This window comes from Variovorax sp. Soil_C_17, from assembly GCF_057657265.1.
Map to the genome: position 1 here is coordinate 347,066 of NZ_JBDGIT010000005.1, position 20,062 is coordinate 367,127.

Below are 20,062 nucleotides of genomic sequence, written 5' to 3' on the forward strand. Positions count from 1 at the left end.
ATTCAACGATGACGAAACACCGGCGCGCGTTTGCTCAGGAATGCGTGCATCCCCTCCTTCTGGCCGTCCGTGGCGAACGCTGCCTGGAACAGGCGCCGCTCGTGGAGCAGGCCCTCGGCCAGAGACACTTCGTGCGCACGGTTCACGGCTTCCTTGGCCATGCGTACTGCGGGCGCGTTGTAGCCCGCGATGGTGTGCGCGGCCTCGAGTGCGGTCTGCAGGAGTTCCGCGGCGGGCACCACGCGCGCGACGAGACCCGACGCTTTCGCCTCCGCGGCGTTGATGCTCCTGCCGGTCAGGATCAGATCCATCGCCAGCGCCTTGCCGACGGACCGCGTCAGGCGCTGCGTGCCACCGATGCCCGGAAGGATACCCAGCTTGATCTCGGGTTGGCCGAAGTGCGCATCGTCGGCCGCAATGATGAAGTCGCACATCATCGCGAGTTCGCAGCCGCCTCCCAGGGCATAGCCGCTGACGGCGGCGATGATCGGCTTGGTGATGGCCTGCACGCCCTGCCATGCGGCGAAGACGTCGTTCGTCTGCAGCTCGGCCAAGGTCTTGTCGGCCATCTCGGCAATGTCCGCGCCGGCCGCAAAGGCGCGCGGGCTTCCGGCGATCACGACGGCGCCGACGTGGGCGTCCGCATCGAATGCGCGAAGTGCCGCAACCACCTCACGCGAAAGCGCTGTGTTCAGCGCGTTCAGGCTGCGCGGACGGTTGAGCGTGATCAGGCCAACGCGCTCGCGGCGCTCGACGAGGATCGTTTCGTACAGCGCCGGTATCGGTCCGTGGGAGGATGCATTCCCTGCGGCGGGTTCAGCGCCTGTCTTGGCGATGGACGGCTGGGCGGGCGAAGCGGGCGACGCGGGCGACGCCTTGGTTGCTGTGGCGGACATGTCTACTCCTTGTTTGGTGAGAGGTGGCTCAAGCTGTTTCGGTCAGAGTGGCATGCAAAGCGTATGACGCGACGTCTGCAGAACACTTGGCCGGCGCGTACTCGCCTGTTCCCGCCATCAATTCGGCGAGGATGCGCTCGCGGTGTTCGTCCAATCCTGGCGCCCGGATCGGGGTGTTCACGTCGATGTCCTCGAATCCGCTGAGCTTGATGGGATTGCCGGCCGTGTGGACGCAGCGTTCCGACGTACCCTGGACCTGGACGATCATCTTGCGCGCCAACAGTTGCGGATGCCCGAACAGCCTGTCGATGGTGTTGATGGGCGCGCATGGAACGCCAGCCTCGTTCAGACGGTCGATCCAGTGCTCGATGGCCTGCGTGCCGGTGATGGCCTCGATGGCGGAAACCATCGCTGGCCGGTCGCGGCAGCGCAGGTCGTTGCTGAGAAAGCGCGCGTCGAGCGCAAGCTCCGGGCTGCCAAGCGCATCGGCCATGAGCATGAAGAGCTGATCGTTCCCCGCAGCGATGACGAAGCGGCCGTCCTTCGCGGCGAAGGTTTCAAAAGGCGCCAGGGATGGATGGCTGTCGCCCGTCCTGGTCGGCACCTTGCCCTCGATATCGAAGCGTGCCAGGGCCGTCTCCATCAGCGCGGCCTGGCAGTCGAGCATGCCGATGTCGACCCGCATGCCTTGTGCATCCTGTGTGCGCTTGTAGAGGGATGACACGATGCCCACTGCCGCAAACAGGGCGGCGCTCAGGTCGCCGAAGCTCGTTCCGACGCGGGCGGGCGCCGCGTCGGGCCAACCGGTCAGGCTCATGACGCCGCCCATGGCCTGCACAACCATGTCGTACCCCGGCAGGTCGCTGTAGGGGCCAGTGTGTCCGAAGCCGGAGATCGATGCGTAGACGATGTGTGGGTAGGTGCGGGCGAGTCGTTCGGCGCCGTAGCCGAGACGGTCCATCACCCCCGGTCGAAAGTTCTCGACGAGCACGTCGGCCTGCGAGAGCATCCGCTCGAGAAGGTCCCGATCGCGCGGGCTCTTGAGGTCGAGCGCGATGCTTTCCTTGCCCCGGTTGAAGCACATGAAGTAGGCCGACTCCTTCTCCACAAAGGGGCCGAAGGCGCGGGTGTCGTCGCCGGTGCCGAGCTTCTCGATCTTGATGACCCGTGCCCCGAGATCGGCCAGGATCATCGTGCAGTAGGGGCCGGCCAGGACGCGTGAAAAGTCAAGCACGGTGATGCCGTTGAGCGGCCCCTTGCGGCCGGTGTCGGTGGAAGATCCTTCCATTTCGTCGTCTCCTGTTGAGGTCTATTGCCCGCCCGCGATCCAGCGCGAGGCCTTCTCGGCGATCATCAGGGTGGGGCTGTTGGTGTTGCCGCTGGTGATGGTCGGCATCACGCTGGCATCAACCACGCGCAGGCCCCGGAAACCGCGCACGCGCAGGTGGCTGTCGACGACCGCCATTTCATCCGAGGCGTTGCCCATCTTTGCGGTGCCAACGGGGTGAAAGATCGTCGTGCCGATATCGCCTGCCAGGCGCGCGAGCTGTTCGTCGGTCTCGTACTGAGGCCCGGGTTTGAACTCTTGCGGCTTGTAGCGTGCCATGGCGGGTTGCGCTGCGATGCGCCGGGTGACGCGCAGCGAGTCGGCGGCAACCCGGCGGTCTTCCGCGGTGCTCAGATAGTCGGGCGCGATACGCGGCGCATCTGCGAAGTCGGCGCTTCGGATGCTGACGCTGCCTCTGCTCGTCGGATTGAGGTTGCACACACTGGCCGTGATCGCAGGGAAGGCGTGCAGAGGCTGCCCGAAGGCATCCAGGCTCAGCGGCTGCACGTGGTACTGGATGTTCGCGTGTTCGCGCGAGGCGTCGCTCTGCGTGAAGATGCCCAGCTGCGAAGGCGCCATGCTCATCGGGCCGCTGCGTGTCAACGCGTACTCGAGCGCGATCCTCGCCTTGCCCAGGAGGTGGGTCGCCTGGGTGTTGAGGGTCGCTGCGCCCTGCACCTTGTAGACCGACCGTATCTGGAGGTGGTCCTGCAGGTTGCGCCCGACCCCCGGGACATGCGCGACCACAGGCACGCCATGCGACTGGAGCAGGTCGGCATCGCCGATTCCGGAGAGTTGCAGGATCTGCGGCGTGCCGACCGCGCCGGCACTGAGGATGACCTCCCGGGTCGCCCTCACGGTTCGCCGCTCTTCGCCCTGCACGAGCTCTACGCCGCGGCAGACGCGAACGCCGTCGGCGTCCTGCTCGAACAGCAGACGGCAAACCTGCGCTCCGGTCCAGACCGTCAGGTTTCGGCGCTGCTTGCGAATGGGGCGAAGGAACGCCTTCGAGGCATTCCAGCGCCATCCGCTACGTTGATTCACTTCGAAGTAGCTGACGCCGCGGTTGTCCCCGCCATTGAAATCTTCGGTGGCCGGAATGCCGGCCTGCTGCGCGGCGAGGGCGAACGCATCGAGCACATCCCAACGCAGCCGCTGCTTCTCAATGCGCCATTCGCCGCCCGTGCCATGCAGTGCCCTGAACGCCGCCAAGTCATCCGACAGGGCGGCCTTCGATGCATCGAGGCGGTAGTGGTCCTCGTGCGCGCGGAAGTCGGGCAGGCAGTTGTCCCAGGTCCACGCAGCGTCGCCAGTGGCCTGGGCCCATTGCGCATAGTCGCGGGCTTGGCCGCGCATGTAGATCATTCCGTTGATACTCGAGCATCCGCCCAGGGTCTTCCCCCGTGGATACAGCAGCGACCGACCATTGAGTCCCGGTGCGGCCTCGGTGCGGAAGCGCCAGTCGGTGCGCGGGTTGTCGATGCAATACAGATAGCCGACAGGGATGTGGATCCACGGGTAGCTGTCCGGACCGCCTGCCTCGAGCAGCAGGACGTCGCGATGGCTGTCCGCGCTCAGGCGGTTCGCCAACAGGCAGCCCGCGGTGCCCGCGCCGATGACCACGTAGTCGAAGGCCTGCACGCTCATGGCATGCCTCCGCGCTTCCTGCGTTCAAGGACTGTTGTCGTCATTTAATTAGACCGATCGTCTTTTGAAAGTCAAAAAAAAGGGCGGTCAGGCCCCGATGCTTTGGCGAAAAATCCTGGCGAACATCTGAAGCGGTGCAGCCTTGCGTTCGAGCTTGGCGCGAAGCACCGCACCTTCCCAACCGGTCCACAGGAATGCGGCCCATTCCGTGCAGTCCGTTGATTCGCCGATCTCTCCGCTGCGCTTGGCCTGTTCGAGCACCGTCGCGGTACGGCGCTGCCAGCCGAGAAGCACGTCGGTGAGCTGCGCGCGAAAGGCTTCGGGCAGCGTGCCCATCTCCTGGCCGAGGTTGCCGACCAGGCAGCCACGGCGGAACCCGAAGCGCTTCATGCCACGCTCGGCATCGGCGAAGAAGGCATCAATGCGGTTCAGCGGAGACCTGGCTTCATCCAGGAAGAAGCGGTCGAGCTTTCGGACGAAGTATTCGTCATAGCGTGCGATGAGCGCTGCGCCGAACGCTTCCTTGCTGGCGAAGAAATGATAGAAGGAGCCCTTCGGAACACCCACGGACTTGAGGATCTCGTCGATGCCGGTCGCCGAGAAGCCCTTCTCTGTCAGCACGGCCACGCCGGCATTGAGAAGCGCCTCGCGCGTGGCGCGATAGTCGCCTTCATCCTTGGCGGGGCGGCCACGTTTGCGTGGCAGGACGGGAGTGGAGCTCATGGCGTGATTATTAGACCGCATGTCTCAAAAAATCAAGCGGGTTCGCGCAACCTCGGGCCTGCGCGAGATGCATCGGCATGCATTCCTCCAATGAAAGGAATGGTCGGGCACATGGACCGCTCCTCGGCGGGCTCCTCTTGAGCCTGCCGAACTAGACCGGTCGTCTTGGGTTTGTTATCGCAAACCCCTATTCGCAGCGGCAGGCTGCGTGCTAAATTTCTTCGCAGACGAGAACTTCGTCGCTCATCATTTCGCACCGACTGCCAGTGTTGCCAGTCAGGTGCAAGGCAACAAGGCCTGAACCGGTTAATCCCCGGGTCAGGCCTTTTTGCTTTTTCGGCTTCTGGAGCGCCTTTATCGAAATGGACGCAGCTGCGCCCAGGGATGAACTCGGCCTCAAGAATTCGAGCGAGATGCCAGCGGTGGAGCCGTCAGACCCAAACACCTCAACCCTTGAAGGAGAGATCTGATGAGCCCAATCAATCGCCGCGACCTGGTCAAGACAGGCGGCACCATGTTTGTTCTTGGCGCTGCCTCGGGCACCGCGCTGTTCTCCGCCGCCGCCCATGCGCAGGAGAGCGTGAAGCTCGGCCTGCTGCACTCGCTCTCGGGCACCATCGCCATCGCCGAAGCCTCGCTGGTCGATGCGGAAAAGATGGCCATCGACGAGATCAACGCCGCTGGAGGTGTGATGGGCCGCAAGATCGAGGTGGTGGTCGAAGACGGTGCGAGCGAGAACTCGGTGTTCGCCGAGAAGGCCCGCAAGCTGCTCGAGCGCGACAAGGTCGCGGCGATCGTCGGCTGCTACACATCGGCCTCGCGCAAGGCGGTGCTGCCGGCGCTCAGCCGAGCCAAGGGACTGCTCTTCTACCCGACCTACTACGAGGGCCAGGAGCAGGACAAGCATGTGGTGTACACGTCGCAGGAGGCCACGCAATCCGTGGTTGCCGCCGTCGAGTGGCTGGCGCGCGAAAAGGGCAAGACCTTCTTCCTCGTCGGCTCCGACTACATCTATCCGCGCACCTGCAACAAGATCGCCAAACCCACCATCGCCAAGCTGGGCGGCAAGGTGCTGGGCGAGGAGTACGCGCCGCTGGGCCATACCGAGTTCTCCTCCATCATCAACAAGATCAAGGCCGCCAAGCCGGACTGCATCTACAGCACCGTCGTCGGCGGCTCCAACGTCGCGTTCTACAAGCAGCTGCGCGCGGCAGGGCTCGACGGCACGAAGCAGACACTCCTGTCCACCGTCGTCTCGGAGAACGAGATCGAGGGAATCGGCAAGGACAACGCCGTCGGCTACTACGCCTGCATGGGCTACTTCCAGAGCGTGAAGAATCCCGCGAACGAGAAGTTCGTCAAGGCCTTCAAGGCGAAGTACGGACAGGATCGCGTCATCGGCGATCCGATGGAGGTCGCCTACAACTCGGTCTACCTGTGGAAGCTCGCGGTCGAGAAGGCCAAGTCCTTCGATCCCGACAAGGTGCTGGCCGCAAGCGCGGGCGTCGAGCTCGATGCGCCCGAAGGCAAGGTGCGTGTGCACGCGACGAACCAGCACGTCTGGAAGAAGGTGCGCGTCGGCAAGGCGCTGGCGAACGGGCAGTTCGACATTGTCTGGGAGTCGCCGAGCCCGATCGAGCCGAACCCCTTCCCCACCCTGTAACCGCCCGCGCGGGACACCCCTCCAGCCACCGGAGTCTTCCATGAACATCGACATTGCAGTGATGCAGGTCTTCAACGGCGTGAGCCTGTTCACGATCCTGCTCCTCATGGCCATCGGGCTGGCCATCGTCTTCGGCCTGATGGGCGTGATCAACATGGCGCACGGCGAGCTGATGGCGCTCGGCTCGTACGTGACGTACCTGACGGCGACGGCGTTCTCGAAGTTCGCGCCACAGTGGATGGGGGTCTACCTGTTCGCCGCGATCGCGCTCGCCTTCGCCGTCACCTACGCCTTCGGGTACCTGCTGGAGCGCGGCTTCGTCAGGTTCTTCTACAACCGTCCGCTCGACACGCTGCTGGCCACCTGGGGACTGAGCCTGATCCTGCAACAGGCCTATCGCTCCATCTTCGGCGCCCAGGAGGTGAGCGTGCCGCTGCCGCAATGGCTCAGTGGCGCGTGGGAGCCGGTGGCTGGTATCCAGCTGCCGATCAGCCGGATCTTCATCATCGGACTGACCATCGCGGTCGCTGTCGGCGTCTATCTCCTCCTGAACCGTACGCGCTGGGGTCTCAAGGTCCGGGCGGTGACGCAGAACCGCGCCATGAGCGCGGCGGTTGGCATCGACACGCAGCGGCTGGATGCGCTGACGTTCGCGCTCGGCGCCGGGCTGGCCGGCATCGCGGGTTGCGTGTTCACGATGATCGGCTCGACCAATCCTGGCACCGGCCAGCTCTACATCGTGGACTCGTTCATCGTCGTCGTCTTCGGCGGCGTGCAAAGCCTGATCGGAACGGCCCTGTCGGGCTTCGCCATCGCGCAGTCGCAGACCACGCTGGAGTACCTCATGAGCGGGTCGATGGCGCGCGTCACGATCCTCCTGCTCGTGATCGTGGTGCTCTACTTCCGGCCCCAGGGCCTGTTCGCAACCAAGTCGAGGAGCTGAGCGATGAGAGCCCTTCTACGCGCCGCAGACACCCGCGCCACGTTGCTCGTTATCGCGCTGCTGATGGCCATGGTCGCGGTGCTCGATCCGTTCCGCCTGAACCTCATGGGCAAGTACATGGCCTTTGCGTTCGTCGCGCTCGGGATCGTGCTGCTCTGGGGCTACGGGGGCGTGCTGAGCCTGGGGCAGGGGCTTTTCTTCGGCGCCGGCGGTTACATGATGGCCATGTTCCTGAAGCTCGAAGCCTCGGCGCCGGAGCTTCCGGACTTCATGGTGTGGAGCAGCATCGAACACCTGCCGCTGTGGTGGCAGCCATTCCGCAGCCTGCCGCTGACGCTGCTGCTGATCCTCAGCGTCGCTCCGGTCGTGGCCTATCTGTTCGCCTATGCCATCTTCAAGAAGCGCGTGGGCGGCGTCTACTTCGCGATCGTGACACTTTCGCTGGCGCTTACCGGCACGGTCCTCATCGTCGGACAGCAGGGCGACACGGGCGGCGCCAATGGCATCACCGATTTCCGCACGCTGCTGGGCATGGACATCGTCAGCGACGACGCCAAGCAGACTCTCTACATCATCGAGGCGGCAGCCCTCGGCGTTGCGATGCTGTGCTGCGTGGCGCTCATGCGAAGCCGCTTCGGCAAGGTGCTGATTGCCATTCGGGACAAGGAGGACCGCGTGCGCTTCAGCGGCTACAACACCGCCCACATGAAGGCGTTCGTGTTCGCGATCTCGGCCCTCCTGTCGTGCATCGGCGGCGCCTTCTACAGCCTCCAGGTCGGCTTGATCTCACCGACCGCGGTGGGCGTGGTGGCCTCGATCGAGATGGTGATCTTCGCGGCCGTCGGCGGCCGCCTGTCCATCCCGGGTGCGGTGGTGGGCGCCTTGCTGGTGGGCTTCCTGAAGTCGTACCTGTCCGAGGCGTTCCCGGAGATCTGGCTCTATTTTCTTGGCGCGCTCTTCATCGCGGTCGTGGCATTCATGCCGCTGGGCATGGCTGGCATCGTCCAGCGCCTCGTGCCGGGACGCGTCGCGGCAAAGGTGACGCCATGAGTGCCGTGCTGCCGCTGTCCACCTCCAACTCGGGGAATCCCACCGTGTCTTGCGTTTCATCTGCCATGGAGCAGATCCTGCAGGTCGAGGACCTCACGGTCTCCTTCGACGGCTTCAAGGCGGTCGACGCGCTGAGCCTGTCCATCCAACGCGACGAACTGCGCGTGATCATCGGCCCGAACGGAGCGGGCAAGACCACGCTGCTGGACATGATCTGCGGCAAGACGCGTCCCTCCTCCGGCAGCGTGCGCTTCAACGGCCGCGAACTCGTCGGCCTGTCGGAGCACGAGATCGTGCGCGCCGGCGTCGGGCGCAAGTTCCAGACGCCCTCGGTCTACGAGGACCTCACGGTGATGGAGAACTTCGAGATCTCGATCCCCGGCGGACAGGATGTGCTGGGCTCGATCTTCTTCCGCCGCAAGGCGCACGTGCTCGAGCGCATCCACGCAGTGGCGCAGGAGGTGTTCCTGCAGTCGATGCTGCAGCACAGGGCCGGCCGGTTGAGTCATGGCCAGAAGCAGTGGCTCGAGATCGGCATGCTCCTGATCCAGGCGCCCGAGCTGCTGCTGCTTGACGAGCCGGTTGCGGGCATGAGCCCGCGCGAACGCGAGCAGACCGGCGAGCTGCTGTGCCGCATCTCGCGCGGCAAGTCCGTGATCGTGATCGAGCACGACATGGATTTCGTCCGGCGCATCGCAAGCAAGGTCACCGTGCTGCATCAGGGGCGACTCCTCAGCGAAGGCAGCCCAGCGCAGGTGCAGTCGGACCCTCGCGTCATCGATGTCTACCTCGGTCACTGAAGGAGCGGACATGCTGGAAGTCAGCCATCTCAACGTCTTCTATGGGGAATCGCAGGCGATCCGCGATGTCTCCTTTCGCGTGGGCAACTGCGAATCGGTGGCCATCATGGGCCGCAACGGAATGGGCAAGACCACCCTGCTCAAGTCGCTGATCGGCATGCTCCCATCGCGCTCGGGCAGCATCCGTGTCGAGTCGCAGGAGCTGGCAGGCAGCCCCAGTCACGAGCGAGTCGCCAAGGGCTTGGCCTTTGTGCCGCAGGGCCGAATGATCTTTTCGCAACTCACCGTCGAAGAGAACATTCTCGTCGCGCTCAGGAACGCCGCGCAGCGCACGGTGCCGGAGTACGTCTATCGCTTCTTCCCGGTGCTGGCCGAGATGAAGGCGCGCCGCGGCGGCAACCTGTCGGGCGGCCAGCAGCAGATGCTGGCCATTGCCCGTGCACTCGTCACCGACCCCAAGGTGCTGATCCTCGACGAACCCACCGAGGGCATCCAGCCATCGATCATCAAGGACATCGCGCGCATCCTGAACCTGCTGCGCGTCGAGCGGCAGATCGCGATCGTGGTGTCCGAGCAGGTGCTGAGCTTCGCGCTCGACCTGGCCGACCGTTTCCTGGTCATCGACGGCGGACGCATCGTCCACGACGAAGCGCGCGCGCGGCTGGACCAGGAAAAGGTCAAGTCGTTCCTGACCATCTGACCTCGTCCTTTCTCACCCACCTTTTTTCCCCCTCAACCACCAGGAGTCTGTTATGCGACACGGAGATATTGGAAGCAGCAACGATTGTGTCGGCGTGGCCGTCGTCAACTACAAGATGCCCCGCCTTCACACGAAGGGCGAGGTGCTCGCCAACGCGCGCAAGATCGGCGAGATGGTCGTCGGCATGAAGCAGGGCCTGCCGGGCATGGACCTGGTGATCTTTCCGGAGTATTCGACGCACGGGATCATGTACGACCCGAAGGAAATGTACGAAACGGCGTCGACCGTTCCGGGCGACGAGACCGAGATCTTCGCGGACGCCTGCCGCCGCGCGAACGTGTGGGGCGTGTTCTCGCTGACCGGCGAGCGCCACGAAGAACACCCGAACAAGGCGCCCTACAACACGCTGATCCTGATGAACAACAAGGGCGTCATCGTCCAGAAATACCGCAAGATCATGCCGTGGACGCCGATCGAAGGCTGGTACCCGGGCGACTGCACCTACGTGTCCGACGGCCCCAAGGGCATGAAGGTCAGCCTGATCATCTGCGACGATGGGAACTTCCCCGAGATCTGGCGCGACTGCGCGATGCGCGGCGCCGAACTCGTCGTGCGCTGCCAGGGCTACATGTATCCCGCCAAGGAACAGCAGATCATGGTTGCGCGCACGATGGCGTGGATGAACAACGTCTACGTGGCCGTGGCCAACGCGACCGGCTTCGACGGCGTGTACTCGTACTTCGGGCATTCGGCGCTGGTCGGCTTCGACGGTCGCAGCCTGGGCGATTGCGGTACCGAGGAAATGGGCATCCAGTACGCAGAGATGTCGGTGAGCGCCATTCGCGATGCCCGCAAGAACCAGCAGTCGAACAACTTCCTCTACAAGCTGGTCCATCGCGGCTACACCGGCAAGATCAATTCCGGCGAGAGCGCGGCCGGCGTGGCGGCGTGCCCGTACGAGTTCTACGGCAAGTGGATCAACGATCCCGAAGGGACTCGCAAGATGGTCGAGGGGCTCACCCGGTCGACACCCGGGACACCCGAGTGCCCGATCGAGGGCATCCCGAACGAGGTGGCGCAACACCGCTGAACTCACCGGCTCCACGGGGCGCTGGCGACCGACCTGCGCCCCTGCCAATCCAAGGAAACCGTGCCAACCTCCATCGACAGCTACAGGCTGCGCGCCAAGCCCTTCTACATGCCGGTGGGCGACGAGATCGCGCTCTACGAGCAAGCCTACGCCCATCGCATGCCCATGCTCCTGAAGGGCCCGACCGGTTGCGGCAAGACCCGCTTCATCGAGTACATGGCCTGGAAACTCGACAGGCCGCTCGTCACGCTGGCGTGCAACGAGGACATGACGGCATCCGACCTGGTCGGCCGCTACCTGCTGGACGCCGACGGCACGGCCTGGCACGACGGCCCGCTGACGCTGGCGGTTCGCCACGGCGGCATCTGCTACCTCGACGAGGTGGTCGAGGCGCGGCAGGACACGACCGTCGTGGTCCACCCGCTAACCGATGCGCGGCGCATGCTCGCGCTCGACAAGAAGGGCGAGGTGGTGCAGGCGCACCCCGATTTTCAGCTGGTCGTGTCGTACAACCCCGGCTACCAGAGCCGCAGCAAGGACATGAAGCATTCGACCCGGCAGCGTTTCGCCGCGCTGGAGTTCGACTACCCGGACGCCGAGATCGAGAGCGCCATCGTTGCGCAGGAGGCCGCGGTTCCGCTGGAGACGGCGCGCATGCTCGTGAGCATTGCGCATCGGTCGCGCGCGTTGAAGCACCGCGGGCTCGACGAAGGCATCTCGACGCGCATGCTGATCTATGCGGCGCGGTTGATCGGCTCGGGCGTCAGCCCCCGCCAGAGTTGTGAGATGACGATGACGCACGCCCTGACCGATGATCCCGACATGGCGAAAGCGCTGCAGGGCTTCGTCGAAGCACACTTCGATTGAATGGAAGGAGGCGCAATGATCTCCACCGGCGTCCTTGACTTGACCGCGGTGGTGGACCGTGCGCTGGTGTCCTCGCGCCAGTCGCCGAGCGAGGGGCTGCGAAAGCAGCTGCTCGGCTGGCTTCACGCCTTGCACGACGACGATCCGGCCTGCGCGGTCGCGTTGGCGAGCAAGCTCGCATTGCTCCTCGCACGCGCCTCGGTCGAGGCACTGGGCCGGTGGATCGTCACCGGGCTGCGCATGCATGTCGGTGACCGCTCGCGTCTGCGCGCCTACCTCGCGCTGAGCGACGCCCATGCGCTCAAGTCGCTGGACAGGGAAGCCGCCGAAGGCGGCGCGCAGGGTGTCGCAGCCTCACTGACATGGCTGCTGGAGGGACTCACCGAGCGCCCGATGACGATCCAGGCCCGCGAGCGCGACGATCTCTACGCGGCGCCGCTTCGTCCCACGCTGACGCCGACCCGCTTGCTGCTGCCCAACGACTACACCGCGCTGGACGGGGCGGATCGCTACCAGCTCTACCGTGCGGCCGCCGCACACGCGGCGGCCCACCTGCTTCATTCGACGCCAGGCCGCCCCGCGGGGAAGCTCAAGCCGATGAGCCTGACGGTCATCTCGGCAATCGAGGACGCGCGCGTGGAGCGCCTGCTGCTGCGCGACTATCCGGGCATCCGCAGGTGGTTCGCGGATGCGCTGGCCCATGCGTTGCAACCGGGTGTGCTGAGTTTTTCGGCACTCATTTCACGAATGAGCCTCGCGCTCGTCGATCCGAACTACCAGGACGACAACTACTGGGTCAGCAAGGCGCGGACGCTCTTCGATTCGCAGGCATCGCTTGGACTGGACGACTACGCCGCGTTCAGGCACATCGGCTCCCTGCTCGCGAACGACCTGGGCCAGATGCGCGTGCCCTTCAGGGCCGAGCTGTACCGTGTGCCGGCCGCCTACCGCGACGACAACACCTTCCTGTGGACCTTCGAGAGCGAAACCGCACAGTCCCTGGAAATCGAACTCCAGGACCCGCCGGCGGCACCGCGCGGACAGCGTCCAAAGGGTGACGATGCCGACCCGCCCCCCGATGCACCAGGAGCCCACGAGGTCGAGTTGGCTCGATATGCCTACCCCGAGTGGGACCATCGCCCAGCGGTCATGCGCAGCGACTGGTGCACGGTCATCGACAAGCTGCCATCGTGGAAGACCGTGGACGGCGGCGCCGGGAGCCCGGCCATTGCGGGCGCCCGCCAGGCACTGCGCCTGGTGCGCGCCCACCGGTTCAGCCGCGCCCATCGTCTGCGCCGGCAGTGGGAAGGCGACGATCTCGATCTCAACGCGGCCATCGAGGTGATGGTGGCGCAGCGGGCGCGCATGGCCACCGACCCGCGGCTGTTCATCCGGTGCGTCAACCAGGAGCGCACCAGCAGCGTGCTGGTGCTGCTGGACCTCTCGGAGTCCACCAACGACAGGCTCGATGGCACGGGCCTCAGCCTCCTCGACATCGAAAAGCAGGCGGGTTTGCTGCTCGCGCGGGCGGTCGCCCCAGGGCCGGACCGGATCGCGATCCACGGCTTCTCGACGAACACGCGTACCGAGGTCAGCAACTACCGGTTGCTCGAGTTCGGCTCGCCGCTGGACGATACGGCCGAAGCCATGATTGCCTGCGCACCGGCCCGCCATTCGACGCGAATGGGCGCCGCGCTTCGCCACGCAGTTCGCTCCATCGCCGGCGAGCCTTCGGACAACCGCATCGTGCTGCTCGTCACGGATGGTGCGCCATCGGACGTCGACGTCCACGAGCCCGGCTACCTCGTCGAGGATGCACGCGTGGCGGTACACGAGGCGCACGAGCAAGGCGTTCACGTGCACGGCCTGGCAGTCGATCCGCACGGGCTCGCCTATGTGCGCAGGATCTTCGGCTGGGGCCATTTCGACATCGTCGACGATCCCCGTGCGCTTCCGGCGAGGCTGTGCCGGTTGTATGCTCGGCTGAGTGCCGCATGAATCGTTGAAAGAATCCGCAATCGAACCTGAGGACTAGTCCGTGGCCAACAAAGATCCCGTTCGCGTCGGCGTGCTCTACTCGGAGACAGGCGTGACCTCGACCATCGGAAAGTCCCAGCTGCAGGGCACCCTGCTGGCCATCGACGAGATCAACGAGGCCGGCGGCCTCGACGGCCGGGAGCTGGTGCCGGTCTTCTACGACGCGCAGTCGACCCCGGCGGTGTATGCCAGGCTGGCCGAGCGCCTGATCCTCGAGGACAAGGTCAACGTGATTCTGGGCTGCTACATGTCGAGCAGCCGCAAGGCGGTCCTGCCGCTGGTCGAGAAGTGGAACAAGCTGCTGTTCTATCCGACCCTCTATGAAGGGTTCGAGTTCTCCAACAACATCATCTATACCGGCGCCGCGCCCAATCAGAACAGCGTTCAGCTCGCAGAGTTCATGACCGCCAATTTCGGGTCGCGGGTGTACCTGATCGGATCGGACTACATCTATCCGTACGAGTCGAACCGCATCATGAGCGAACTGGTACTCCAGCGCCAGAACAGCGAAAAGGTGGCGGAGCGCTACGTGGCGCTGGACGCCACCGAGCAGGATTTCAACCCGATCATCGAGGAGATCCGGGAGTTGCAGCCGGACTTCATCTTCTCCACTGTCGTCGGAGACTCCGCGGCCTGCCTGTACCGGGCCTATGCAGATGCCGGCCTCGACCCCAAGACCATGCCCATCGGGAGCCTGACCACTTCGGAGGCCGAGGTATCGCAGATGGGCGGAGCCGGCATCGGGCATTTCACGTCGGCGCCCTATTTCCAATCCATCAACTCCAAGACCAACCTGAATTGTCTCGAACGGTTTCGGCAACGATTCGGCGCGCATTGCGTGCCGAACCAGTGCTGGGAAGCGGCTTATTTTCAGACGCACGTCTTCGCGAATGCCTTCGTGCGCGCGGGAACCGACGATCCGGCGCAACTCGTGCCCCAGATCCTCGGCAGCGAGCTCGACGCGCCGCAGGGCAGGATCCGCATCGATCCGACGAACCATCACACCTGTCTCTATCCGCGCATCGGCGTGGTCAACTCGAAAGAGCAGTTCACCATCGTGCGCGAAGCGACGCGCGCGGTTCACCCGGATCCGTACATGGTGACCCATTCGTTGGGTGACTGGGCCGCCGAGCTGAGCACGTTGGAGCTTTGACGTGGAGACCGATTCCGTCCGTCAGAAGGCAGGGCCGACACCGAGCCAACTGAAGAATCTCCGGATGCTGCGGGTCGCAGTCTGTCATCCCGACGACGCAGACGGCCAGCAAATGACGCAGCAGCTTCGCCGCATCGGCTGCCATGTCCAGGCGTTCTGGCCGCCGCTGCCCGTGTTGCCCGAACTCACCGACGTGGTATTTCTGGCGGTTCGTCCGGACAGCATCGATATGAACTTTGAATGGTTCAACGCGGACGAGGGACCCACCATCATTGCCGTGGTGAACTACGAGAACCCGACGATTGTCGAGATCGTTCTTCGCATCGGAGCCAAGGCGACACTGCCGTCGCCGGTACGCTCCTTCGGCCTGCTGTCTGCGCTGGTGGTGGCGCGGCAGGTGCATGGCGATCTCAAGGCCCAGAAGCGTCAGCTTCGAAAGCTCAGCGGCAAGGTGCTTGGCGTGCGGCGAATCGAGGAGGCGAAGAACGTCCTGATGCGATCGAGAAGTATCAGCGAAGCCAAGGCTTACGATCTGCTCCGCGAACAGGCCATGAGCAAGCGGGTCAGCATCGAGGAGATCGCCCAGACGATCGTGAACGCCAACGAGATACTTTCGTTGGGCAAAACCTAGACCGCACTCGCGGCGGGTCGGAGGGTCATACGGCGAGATGCAGGGAACGCCAAGAACACACGAAGCTGCCGCGACCGGCGCGCCGGGCAGCGCCGGCTGGGCGTCCTGAGTGGGTCTTGAGCCTGTTCGAGGCAGGCCAGGGTCAAACCTCTCCCCGTCCTCCTCGAACCTCAACGGGTGGGGGGTGCCTTCGGTGGCAGCTCCTTGGCCTTCTGCTCCTGGGCCTTCTCGCGCGCCGCGATCCGCGCCATGTCGCCGCGCTCGATGCGCTGCGCGATGTTCTCGCGCGCATGAAAGAGCAGCCGCCTGCCTTCCTCGCCGCCGTACTTTTCCGCCTCGTCGACGGCCAAGCCCAGCGAGCTCACGGCACGGGCATGGTGCGGAAATTCCTTCTCGAATTCGAAGCGGTTCATCACCCTGAAGGCGCCTGCCTCGCGCGCCCACTGCAGCATCTGGGCAGCGGCCGGATCGCGCTCGCAGCGGGCCACGGCCTCGTTGCGCCAGGTCAAGGTCTGGCTGGCTACATCGCGCGGCACAGCCGGGTCGTTGGCCAGGCGCTGGACCAGCGTCTCCCAGCGCATCGCGAACTGGACCAGTTCCCTGGGGGATCGCAGCTTGTCCAGCAGCACGTCCAGCGTCTCCTGCGCACGGGGGGGTCGGTTGATGTCACCGTCAATAACCCGGCTCTCGTAGATCTGCGTGCCATCGTGGCCGATCACGCGCAGGCCGTCCACCGCACGGCGGTGCTCCATCGCGCCCACCAAGGCGCTGACATTCAAGAACGCCTGTTCATGGTTCTGCACGGACGGCTGTTCGACGGCCAAGCCAGCCCTCCGGCGCATCTCGTACCTTGCCATCATCGCCAGGCGGCTCTCTTCCCGGGAAGTCGCCACGAAAACGGCCTGGACGACATACCCGTTGCGCCGGAGTTCGGAAGCCAGTTTCGGCACGGCCCTGGCGTTCACCGTCTCGACCTCAGCGACCAGGTTCAGGCGCTTGTGCTGGACCTCCTCCACCAGGCGGCTGGACCAAGTCGTGCAGTCGCTCGCGATGCGAGCAGCGGCCGATGGCGCGATGTCGCCACCGGCCGCCCAGATCGGATGGTAGGTGCGCAGACGTTCCATGGAGACATGAACGGCCGTTCCCGCGGTATGGATCAGTTGCTTTCGAAGCGGGACCGCGGCATAGGTGACGCCGGCGCCGGGCTGGCCGGCGACGATCATGGCGACAGGTTGCTCGGCAGCCTCGACGCCGGCAAGCAGATCGGGCGCGACGCATCGGTCGTACAGCCGGCGAAGCTCGCGCTCGGAGATGGCGGAGGACATCGCAGAGGGCACGAACGCCGGCGCAGGGGAGGGTGCGCGCGTCATGCCTGACCCTCCGGCGGCTCAGCCTCGCGCGGGCCACCGAAGCGGGCCAGGATGTCCCGGATCGCATTCGCATCGCTGGGATCCAGGGTTGCGAGGACCTTGCGCGCATCCTCACGTTCCTGCTGCAGGCGCGCGATCTCCCCGGCGTCGGGATCAGCGGCTGCGCTCAGTTCCTCGATGAGCAACGCGTGGGAGGCGATGTACTGGTCCAGCAGGGCCAGCGCCAGTTCGGCGTCCAGCACCGTCTTCATCGAATCCCATTGCCGCTCGTCGTAAGCGAAGTAGGGGCGGGTGGATTCAGCCGCCAGGTGGACGTGTGGCTGCTCCTCGTCGATGGAGAAGTCGTCGATGCGCACCGCCTTGGCAAGCATCATGCGGATCACGTCGGGCAGCTCCATGCCACGCTTGTGGGCCATCTTGATGGCTTTTTCCGCGATGGCGCGGTCGATGCGAATGCGAAGGTTCAGGCTGTCCATCTGGACCGCGAGTTATAGCAGCCCCGCATCCCGGGGGCTGCGAAAACGATCGCGTCCAAGCGAGGGCCGCTGGGGAGGGACCAGACGGCGCACGGGCCACCCGCGGCCATCCGGGCCGCTCAGCTCAGCGGTTGCGCCAGGGCGATCAGCGAGAGGTGCGCCGGATAGAAGGCGTAGAAGACCCAGCGGAGGCGAGGAATCGGCAGGTCGACCCGGCTTGCGCTCCAGATCAAGGGCAGGGCGGCCAGGGCAGCGAAATTGCCGTTGATGAGGGCAAGTGAAGCCGTCGCCAACGCCCACAGCAGCAGCCGAAATTTGCTGGGCCCTCGGAGGAAGGCCCAGGCGCCCAGGCAGCACAGCAGCGCCGGCCACCAGAACTCCACCAGGGCTCCGCCGATGAGAAAGGCGATCAGCGCCGCGCAGCGCTGTGCCCTGCCACCCCGTTCGAGCAGCCAGACGACGAGCGTTGCCAGGAAGAGCGTGGTCAGGATGTTCAAGGGCCACCCGCCGACCAGATGGACGAAGGCGGGCGTCGCCAGCAGCGCAAAGATCGCCAGGCGCTGCATGACGCGCAGATGCACGCCGCCCTCCAGCGCCCCGGGCCGTGCCAAGTGAGCCATGAGCACGAAGCCGAAGAGCGGCATCACCATGCGGCCCAGCGCGTAGAGGGCCGGGCTCGCCTCATCCAACAGGTACTTGTTGACGTGGTCGCCCGCCATGAGCACCAGGCCGACCCATTTGAGCGCTTCGAGCGAACCATCCGAGATCGACCAGGCCTTCATCGATGCGTGGGGTTTCACTCGGGCGGGCGCCTGGAGCGTTCGGGACATCGCGGCGGAATGGGGAGGGCGCTTCATGCATCAGTACGCAGGCGGCAGTTCGGTGCCTTCGTCCCACAGCCGTCGCCACTCGGCGCCGTACTGCGCAGCGAGCGCCGGCGCGTTGCGCACGACCAGCACGTTCTCGGCGTTGCGCTCCGCGGCCGAGGACGTGTAGTTGAAACTGCCGGTCTGCACGGCCGTGCCGTCCGCCACGATGAACTTGTTGTGCTGCAGCGCATGGCGCGCGTTCGCGCGGACCGGCACCCGCTCGTTGGCCAGGAAGCGGGCGGCGGAGTACGCCTTGGCCGCTTCGCCGGCATCGACCACGACGTACACCTTGACGCCGCGGCGCTGGGCATTTCGCAGGGCCGTGGCCACCGGCCGGCTGGTGAAGGAGTAGGCCGCGACCAGGAGGGTGGTGCGGGCGCTCCGGATGGTGTCCAGCACCAGGGACAGGGCCTGTCCGGGCGTGAACGCGGCCGAGTACGTCACCTGCGTGGGAGTGGAGGGGAGGGTGGACGGCGTGCGCAAGGCCGGCGCGAGGCGCCGCCAGCGCGAACGCGAGACCTGCGGCCAGGACCGCGAATTGCAGGCCCGGTCCCCAAGAATGCCTAGAAGCGCTCATGGCTCAACGCCTCCCGACCTCGGGCCGTGCGCTGGCGTACCTGCATGGGCGTGGGCCGCATGCGGCGATCCGGAAGATGGATCGAGCGGCCCTGCTCCAGCGCATTGGCCATCCGTTCCCGAATCAGCTGCAGCAGCCCCTGCTGGGAAGCCGGGTCGGTGGTCACACGCCGCGCGTACTGCTCGGCCAGCTTGAGGCCCGCCGCGGCCGTGGCCAGGTCCGGATGTTGGCCCTGCGCCGCGTCGAAAAGGATTTCTCCCGTGCGCACGAACCCGGCATGGCGCTCCATCGCGCGCAGGTGGTCCGGTGTCTCGATGCTCCACCGCGCCCGCTGCGCGACGATCTTCTTCTCGCCGACCAGGTCACCTTCCGCATTACGCGCGGGCACGCGAACATTGACCGGGCGGGTGCCGTGCTGCGTGAGCACCACGGAATCGCCGATGCGCGGCTGCGAAGTCGATTCGGCGAGGGCGCGCTCGAGGTCCGTACCCCAGACGGTGCGATCGCCGACTTCCGTGCGAACCATCACGTAGAAGGACATGCGCTGCGCCGGATCGAACTGGTACGGTGCTGCGGCCGCCGCCACGAGCCTGCCCCTGACAGGCGGTCTCGGACCATCGCGCAGCGATCGACTGCCTGGCTGGGCTTCGGGCGGATGACTTCCGCGATGGTGGCCAGACTCGGCAGATGCGGACCCCTCGTGCGGGGTCGCTGCGTTGCGGTGCGGCGATGCCGCTTGCTGCCTCGGGTCCTGTCCCGTCTCGTGCGAGGGCTGCCACTTCTTCAGCGCACGCTGCACCTGAAGGATCTCAACCTGGTCCGGCTCATAGCCTCGGGCCTCGATGCCGCGCAAGGCCGCTTCGCGCCACATGCCCTGGCGGAACGACTCGGTGCCCTTGAGCTCGATCACCCGCCAGCCGCGCGCCTCCGCGATCGCCACGACGCTGTGCAGGACCTCGCGGTTTTCGGTTCGCACGCGGATGCGGCCACCATCGTCGATGAATGCGAGCGTGCGGTCCGGAAAGAAGTAGCGATCGTCGATGCGCAGGTAGCGGCGCTCGACGGCGTCGGGCACGCGGGGACGGCCGTTGCCCGTCGGGGCGGCATCTCCCCGGACGGAGCCAGCGAAATCCCTTGGTTCGGTGCTTGCGGTGCCGGCTGAAAAACTTTCGGGGGGATGGTCGGTCGACATCACGGCTCCTTTCGGGTGCGTGTTGGGCATGCTCGGCGTTTCGTGCTGTCC

Annotated in this window: 19 protein-coding genes; 10 read left to right on the forward strand and 9 right to left on the reverse strand. The window is 65.4% G+C overall.

All coding sequences use genetic code 11. The annotated features are described in order from the left end of the window. Positions 1–2: 2 nt before the first annotated feature. The 4 genes from AC3A6Y_RS24410 to acuR form a co-directional block, all read right to left on the reverse strand. Positions 3–896 carry an enoyl-CoA hydratase gene (locus AC3A6Y_RS24410; RefSeq protein WP_487870825.1) on the reverse strand — a complete coding sequence of 298 codons (894 nt, stop codon included), beginning with the start codon at positions 894–896 and terminating at the stop codon, positions 3–5. 28 nt (positions 897–924) lie between these two features. Next, complete coding sequence (locus AC3A6Y_RS24415) at positions 925–2,184, reverse strand: CaiB/BaiF CoA transferase family protein (RefSeq protein WP_487870826.1); 1,260 nt, start codon at positions 2,182–2,184, stop codon at positions 925–927. 21 nt (positions 2,185–2,205) lie between these two features. Further along, positions 2,206–3,870 (reverse strand): GMC family oxidoreductase, encoded by a 1,665-nt coding sequence (locus AC3A6Y_RS24420; protein WP_487870827.1) that lies wholly within the window; start codon positions 3,868–3,870, stop codon positions 2,206–2,208. 87 nt (positions 3,871–3,957) lie between these two features. Continuing rightward, a complete protein-coding gene (gene acuR, locus AC3A6Y_RS24425) occupies positions 3,958–4,593 on the reverse strand; it encodes an acrylate utilization transcriptional regulator AcuR (protein ID WP_487870828.1) in 636 nt (211 codons plus the stop codon). 469 nt (positions 4,594–5,062) lie between these two features. Here acuR and urtA point away from each other — a divergent pair, with 469 nt between their 5' ends. The 10 genes from urtA (at position 5,063) to AC3A6Y_RS24475 (ending at position 15,527) form a co-directional block, all read left to right on the forward strand. After that, positions 5,063–6,256, forward strand: coding sequence for an urea ABC transporter substrate-binding protein (gene urtA, locus AC3A6Y_RS24430; RefSeq protein ID WP_487870829.1), 1,194 nt, complete (start codon positions 5,063–5,065; stop codon positions 6,254–6,256). Between the two features lie 40 nt (positions 6,257–6,296). Continuing rightward, positions 6,297–7,199 (forward strand): urea ABC transporter permease subunit UrtB, encoded by a 903-nt coding sequence (gene urtB, locus AC3A6Y_RS24435; RefSeq protein WP_487870830.1) that lies wholly within the window; start codon positions 6,297–6,299, stop codon positions 7,197–7,199. A gap of 3 nt (positions 7,200–7,202) precedes the next feature. Beyond that, entirely contained in the window at positions 7,203–8,249 is a 1,047-nt protein-coding gene (gene urtC / locus AC3A6Y_RS24440; protein WP_487870831.1) for an urea ABC transporter permease subunit UrtC, read from the forward strand. 65 nt (positions 8,250–8,314) lie between these two features. After that, positions 8,315–9,049 (forward strand): urea ABC transporter ATP-binding protein UrtD, encoded by a 735-nt coding sequence (urtD, locus tag AC3A6Y_RS24445; protein ID WP_487870896.1) that lies wholly within the window; start codon positions 8,315–8,317, stop codon positions 9,047–9,049. Between the two features lie 10 nt (positions 9,050–9,059). Further along, a complete protein-coding gene (urtE, locus tag AC3A6Y_RS24450; protein ID WP_487870832.1) occupies positions 9,060–9,749 on the forward strand; it encodes an urea ABC transporter ATP-binding subunit UrtE in 690 nt (229 codons plus the stop codon). A 52-nt stretch (positions 9,750–9,801) separates the two neighbouring features. Beyond that, positions 9,802–10,839 (forward strand): aliphatic amidase, encoded by a 1,038-nt coding sequence (locus AC3A6Y_RS24455; protein WP_487870833.1) that lies wholly within the window; start codon positions 9,802–9,804, stop codon positions 10,837–10,839. Positions 10,840–10,947: 108 nt separating this feature from the next. Then, a complete protein-coding gene (locus tag AC3A6Y_RS24460) occupies positions 10,948–11,706 on the forward strand; it encodes an AAA family ATPase (protein ID WP_487870897.1) in 759 nt (252 codons plus the stop codon). Positions 11,707–11,721: 15 nt separating this feature from the next. Then, on the forward strand, positions 11,722–13,704 hold the full coding sequence (locus tag AC3A6Y_RS24465; RefSeq protein ID WP_487870834.1) for a nitric oxide reductase activation protein NorD: 1,983 nt from the start codon (positions 11,722–11,724) through the stop codon (positions 13,702–13,704). A gap of 40 nt (positions 13,705–13,744) precedes the next feature. Continuing rightward, complete coding sequence (locus AC3A6Y_RS24470; protein WP_487870835.1) at positions 13,745–14,896, forward strand: transporter substrate-binding domain-containing protein; 1,152 nt, start codon at positions 13,745–13,747, stop codon at positions 14,894–14,896. Position 14,897: 1 nt separating this feature from the next. After that, entirely contained in the window at positions 14,898–15,527 is a 630-nt protein-coding gene (locus AC3A6Y_RS24475) for an ANTAR domain-containing response regulator (protein WP_487870836.1), read from the forward strand. 170 nt (positions 15,528–15,697) lie between these two features. Here AC3A6Y_RS24475 and AC3A6Y_RS24480 read toward each other — a convergent pair whose 3' ends face one another. From AC3A6Y_RS24480 to AC3A6Y_RS24500, 5 genes are all read right to left on the reverse strand, one after another. Further along, positions 15,698–16,897 (reverse strand): zeta toxin family protein, encoded by a 1,200-nt coding sequence (locus AC3A6Y_RS24480; RefSeq protein WP_487870837.1) that lies wholly within the window; start codon positions 16,895–16,897, stop codon positions 15,698–15,700. Further along, positions 16,894–17,373, reverse strand: a complete 480-nt coding sequence (locus AC3A6Y_RS24485) for a hypothetical protein (protein WP_487870838.1) — start codon at positions 17,371–17,373, stop codon at positions 16,894–16,896. The genes AC3A6Y_RS24480 and AC3A6Y_RS24485 overlap by 4 nt, the downstream gene beginning before the upstream one ends. Positions 17,374–17,492: 119 nt before the next feature. Beyond that, complete coding sequence (locus tag AC3A6Y_RS24490; RefSeq protein WP_487870839.1) at positions 17,493–18,173, reverse strand: TraX family protein; 681 nt, start codon at positions 18,171–18,173, stop codon at positions 17,493–17,495. 60 nt (positions 18,174–18,233) lie between these two features. Then, positions 18,234–18,686 carry a phospholipase D family nuclease gene (locus AC3A6Y_RS24495; protein WP_487870840.1) on the reverse strand — a complete coding sequence of 151 codons (453 nt, stop codon included), beginning with the start codon at positions 18,684–18,686 and terminating at the stop codon, positions 18,234–18,236. A 119-nt stretch (positions 18,687–18,805) separates the two neighbouring features. After that, a complete protein-coding gene (locus AC3A6Y_RS24500; RefSeq protein WP_487870841.1) occupies positions 18,806–19,894 on the reverse strand; it encodes an LPD7 domain-containing protein in 1,089 nt (362 codons plus the stop codon). Positions 19,895–20,062 lie beyond the last annotated feature (168 nt).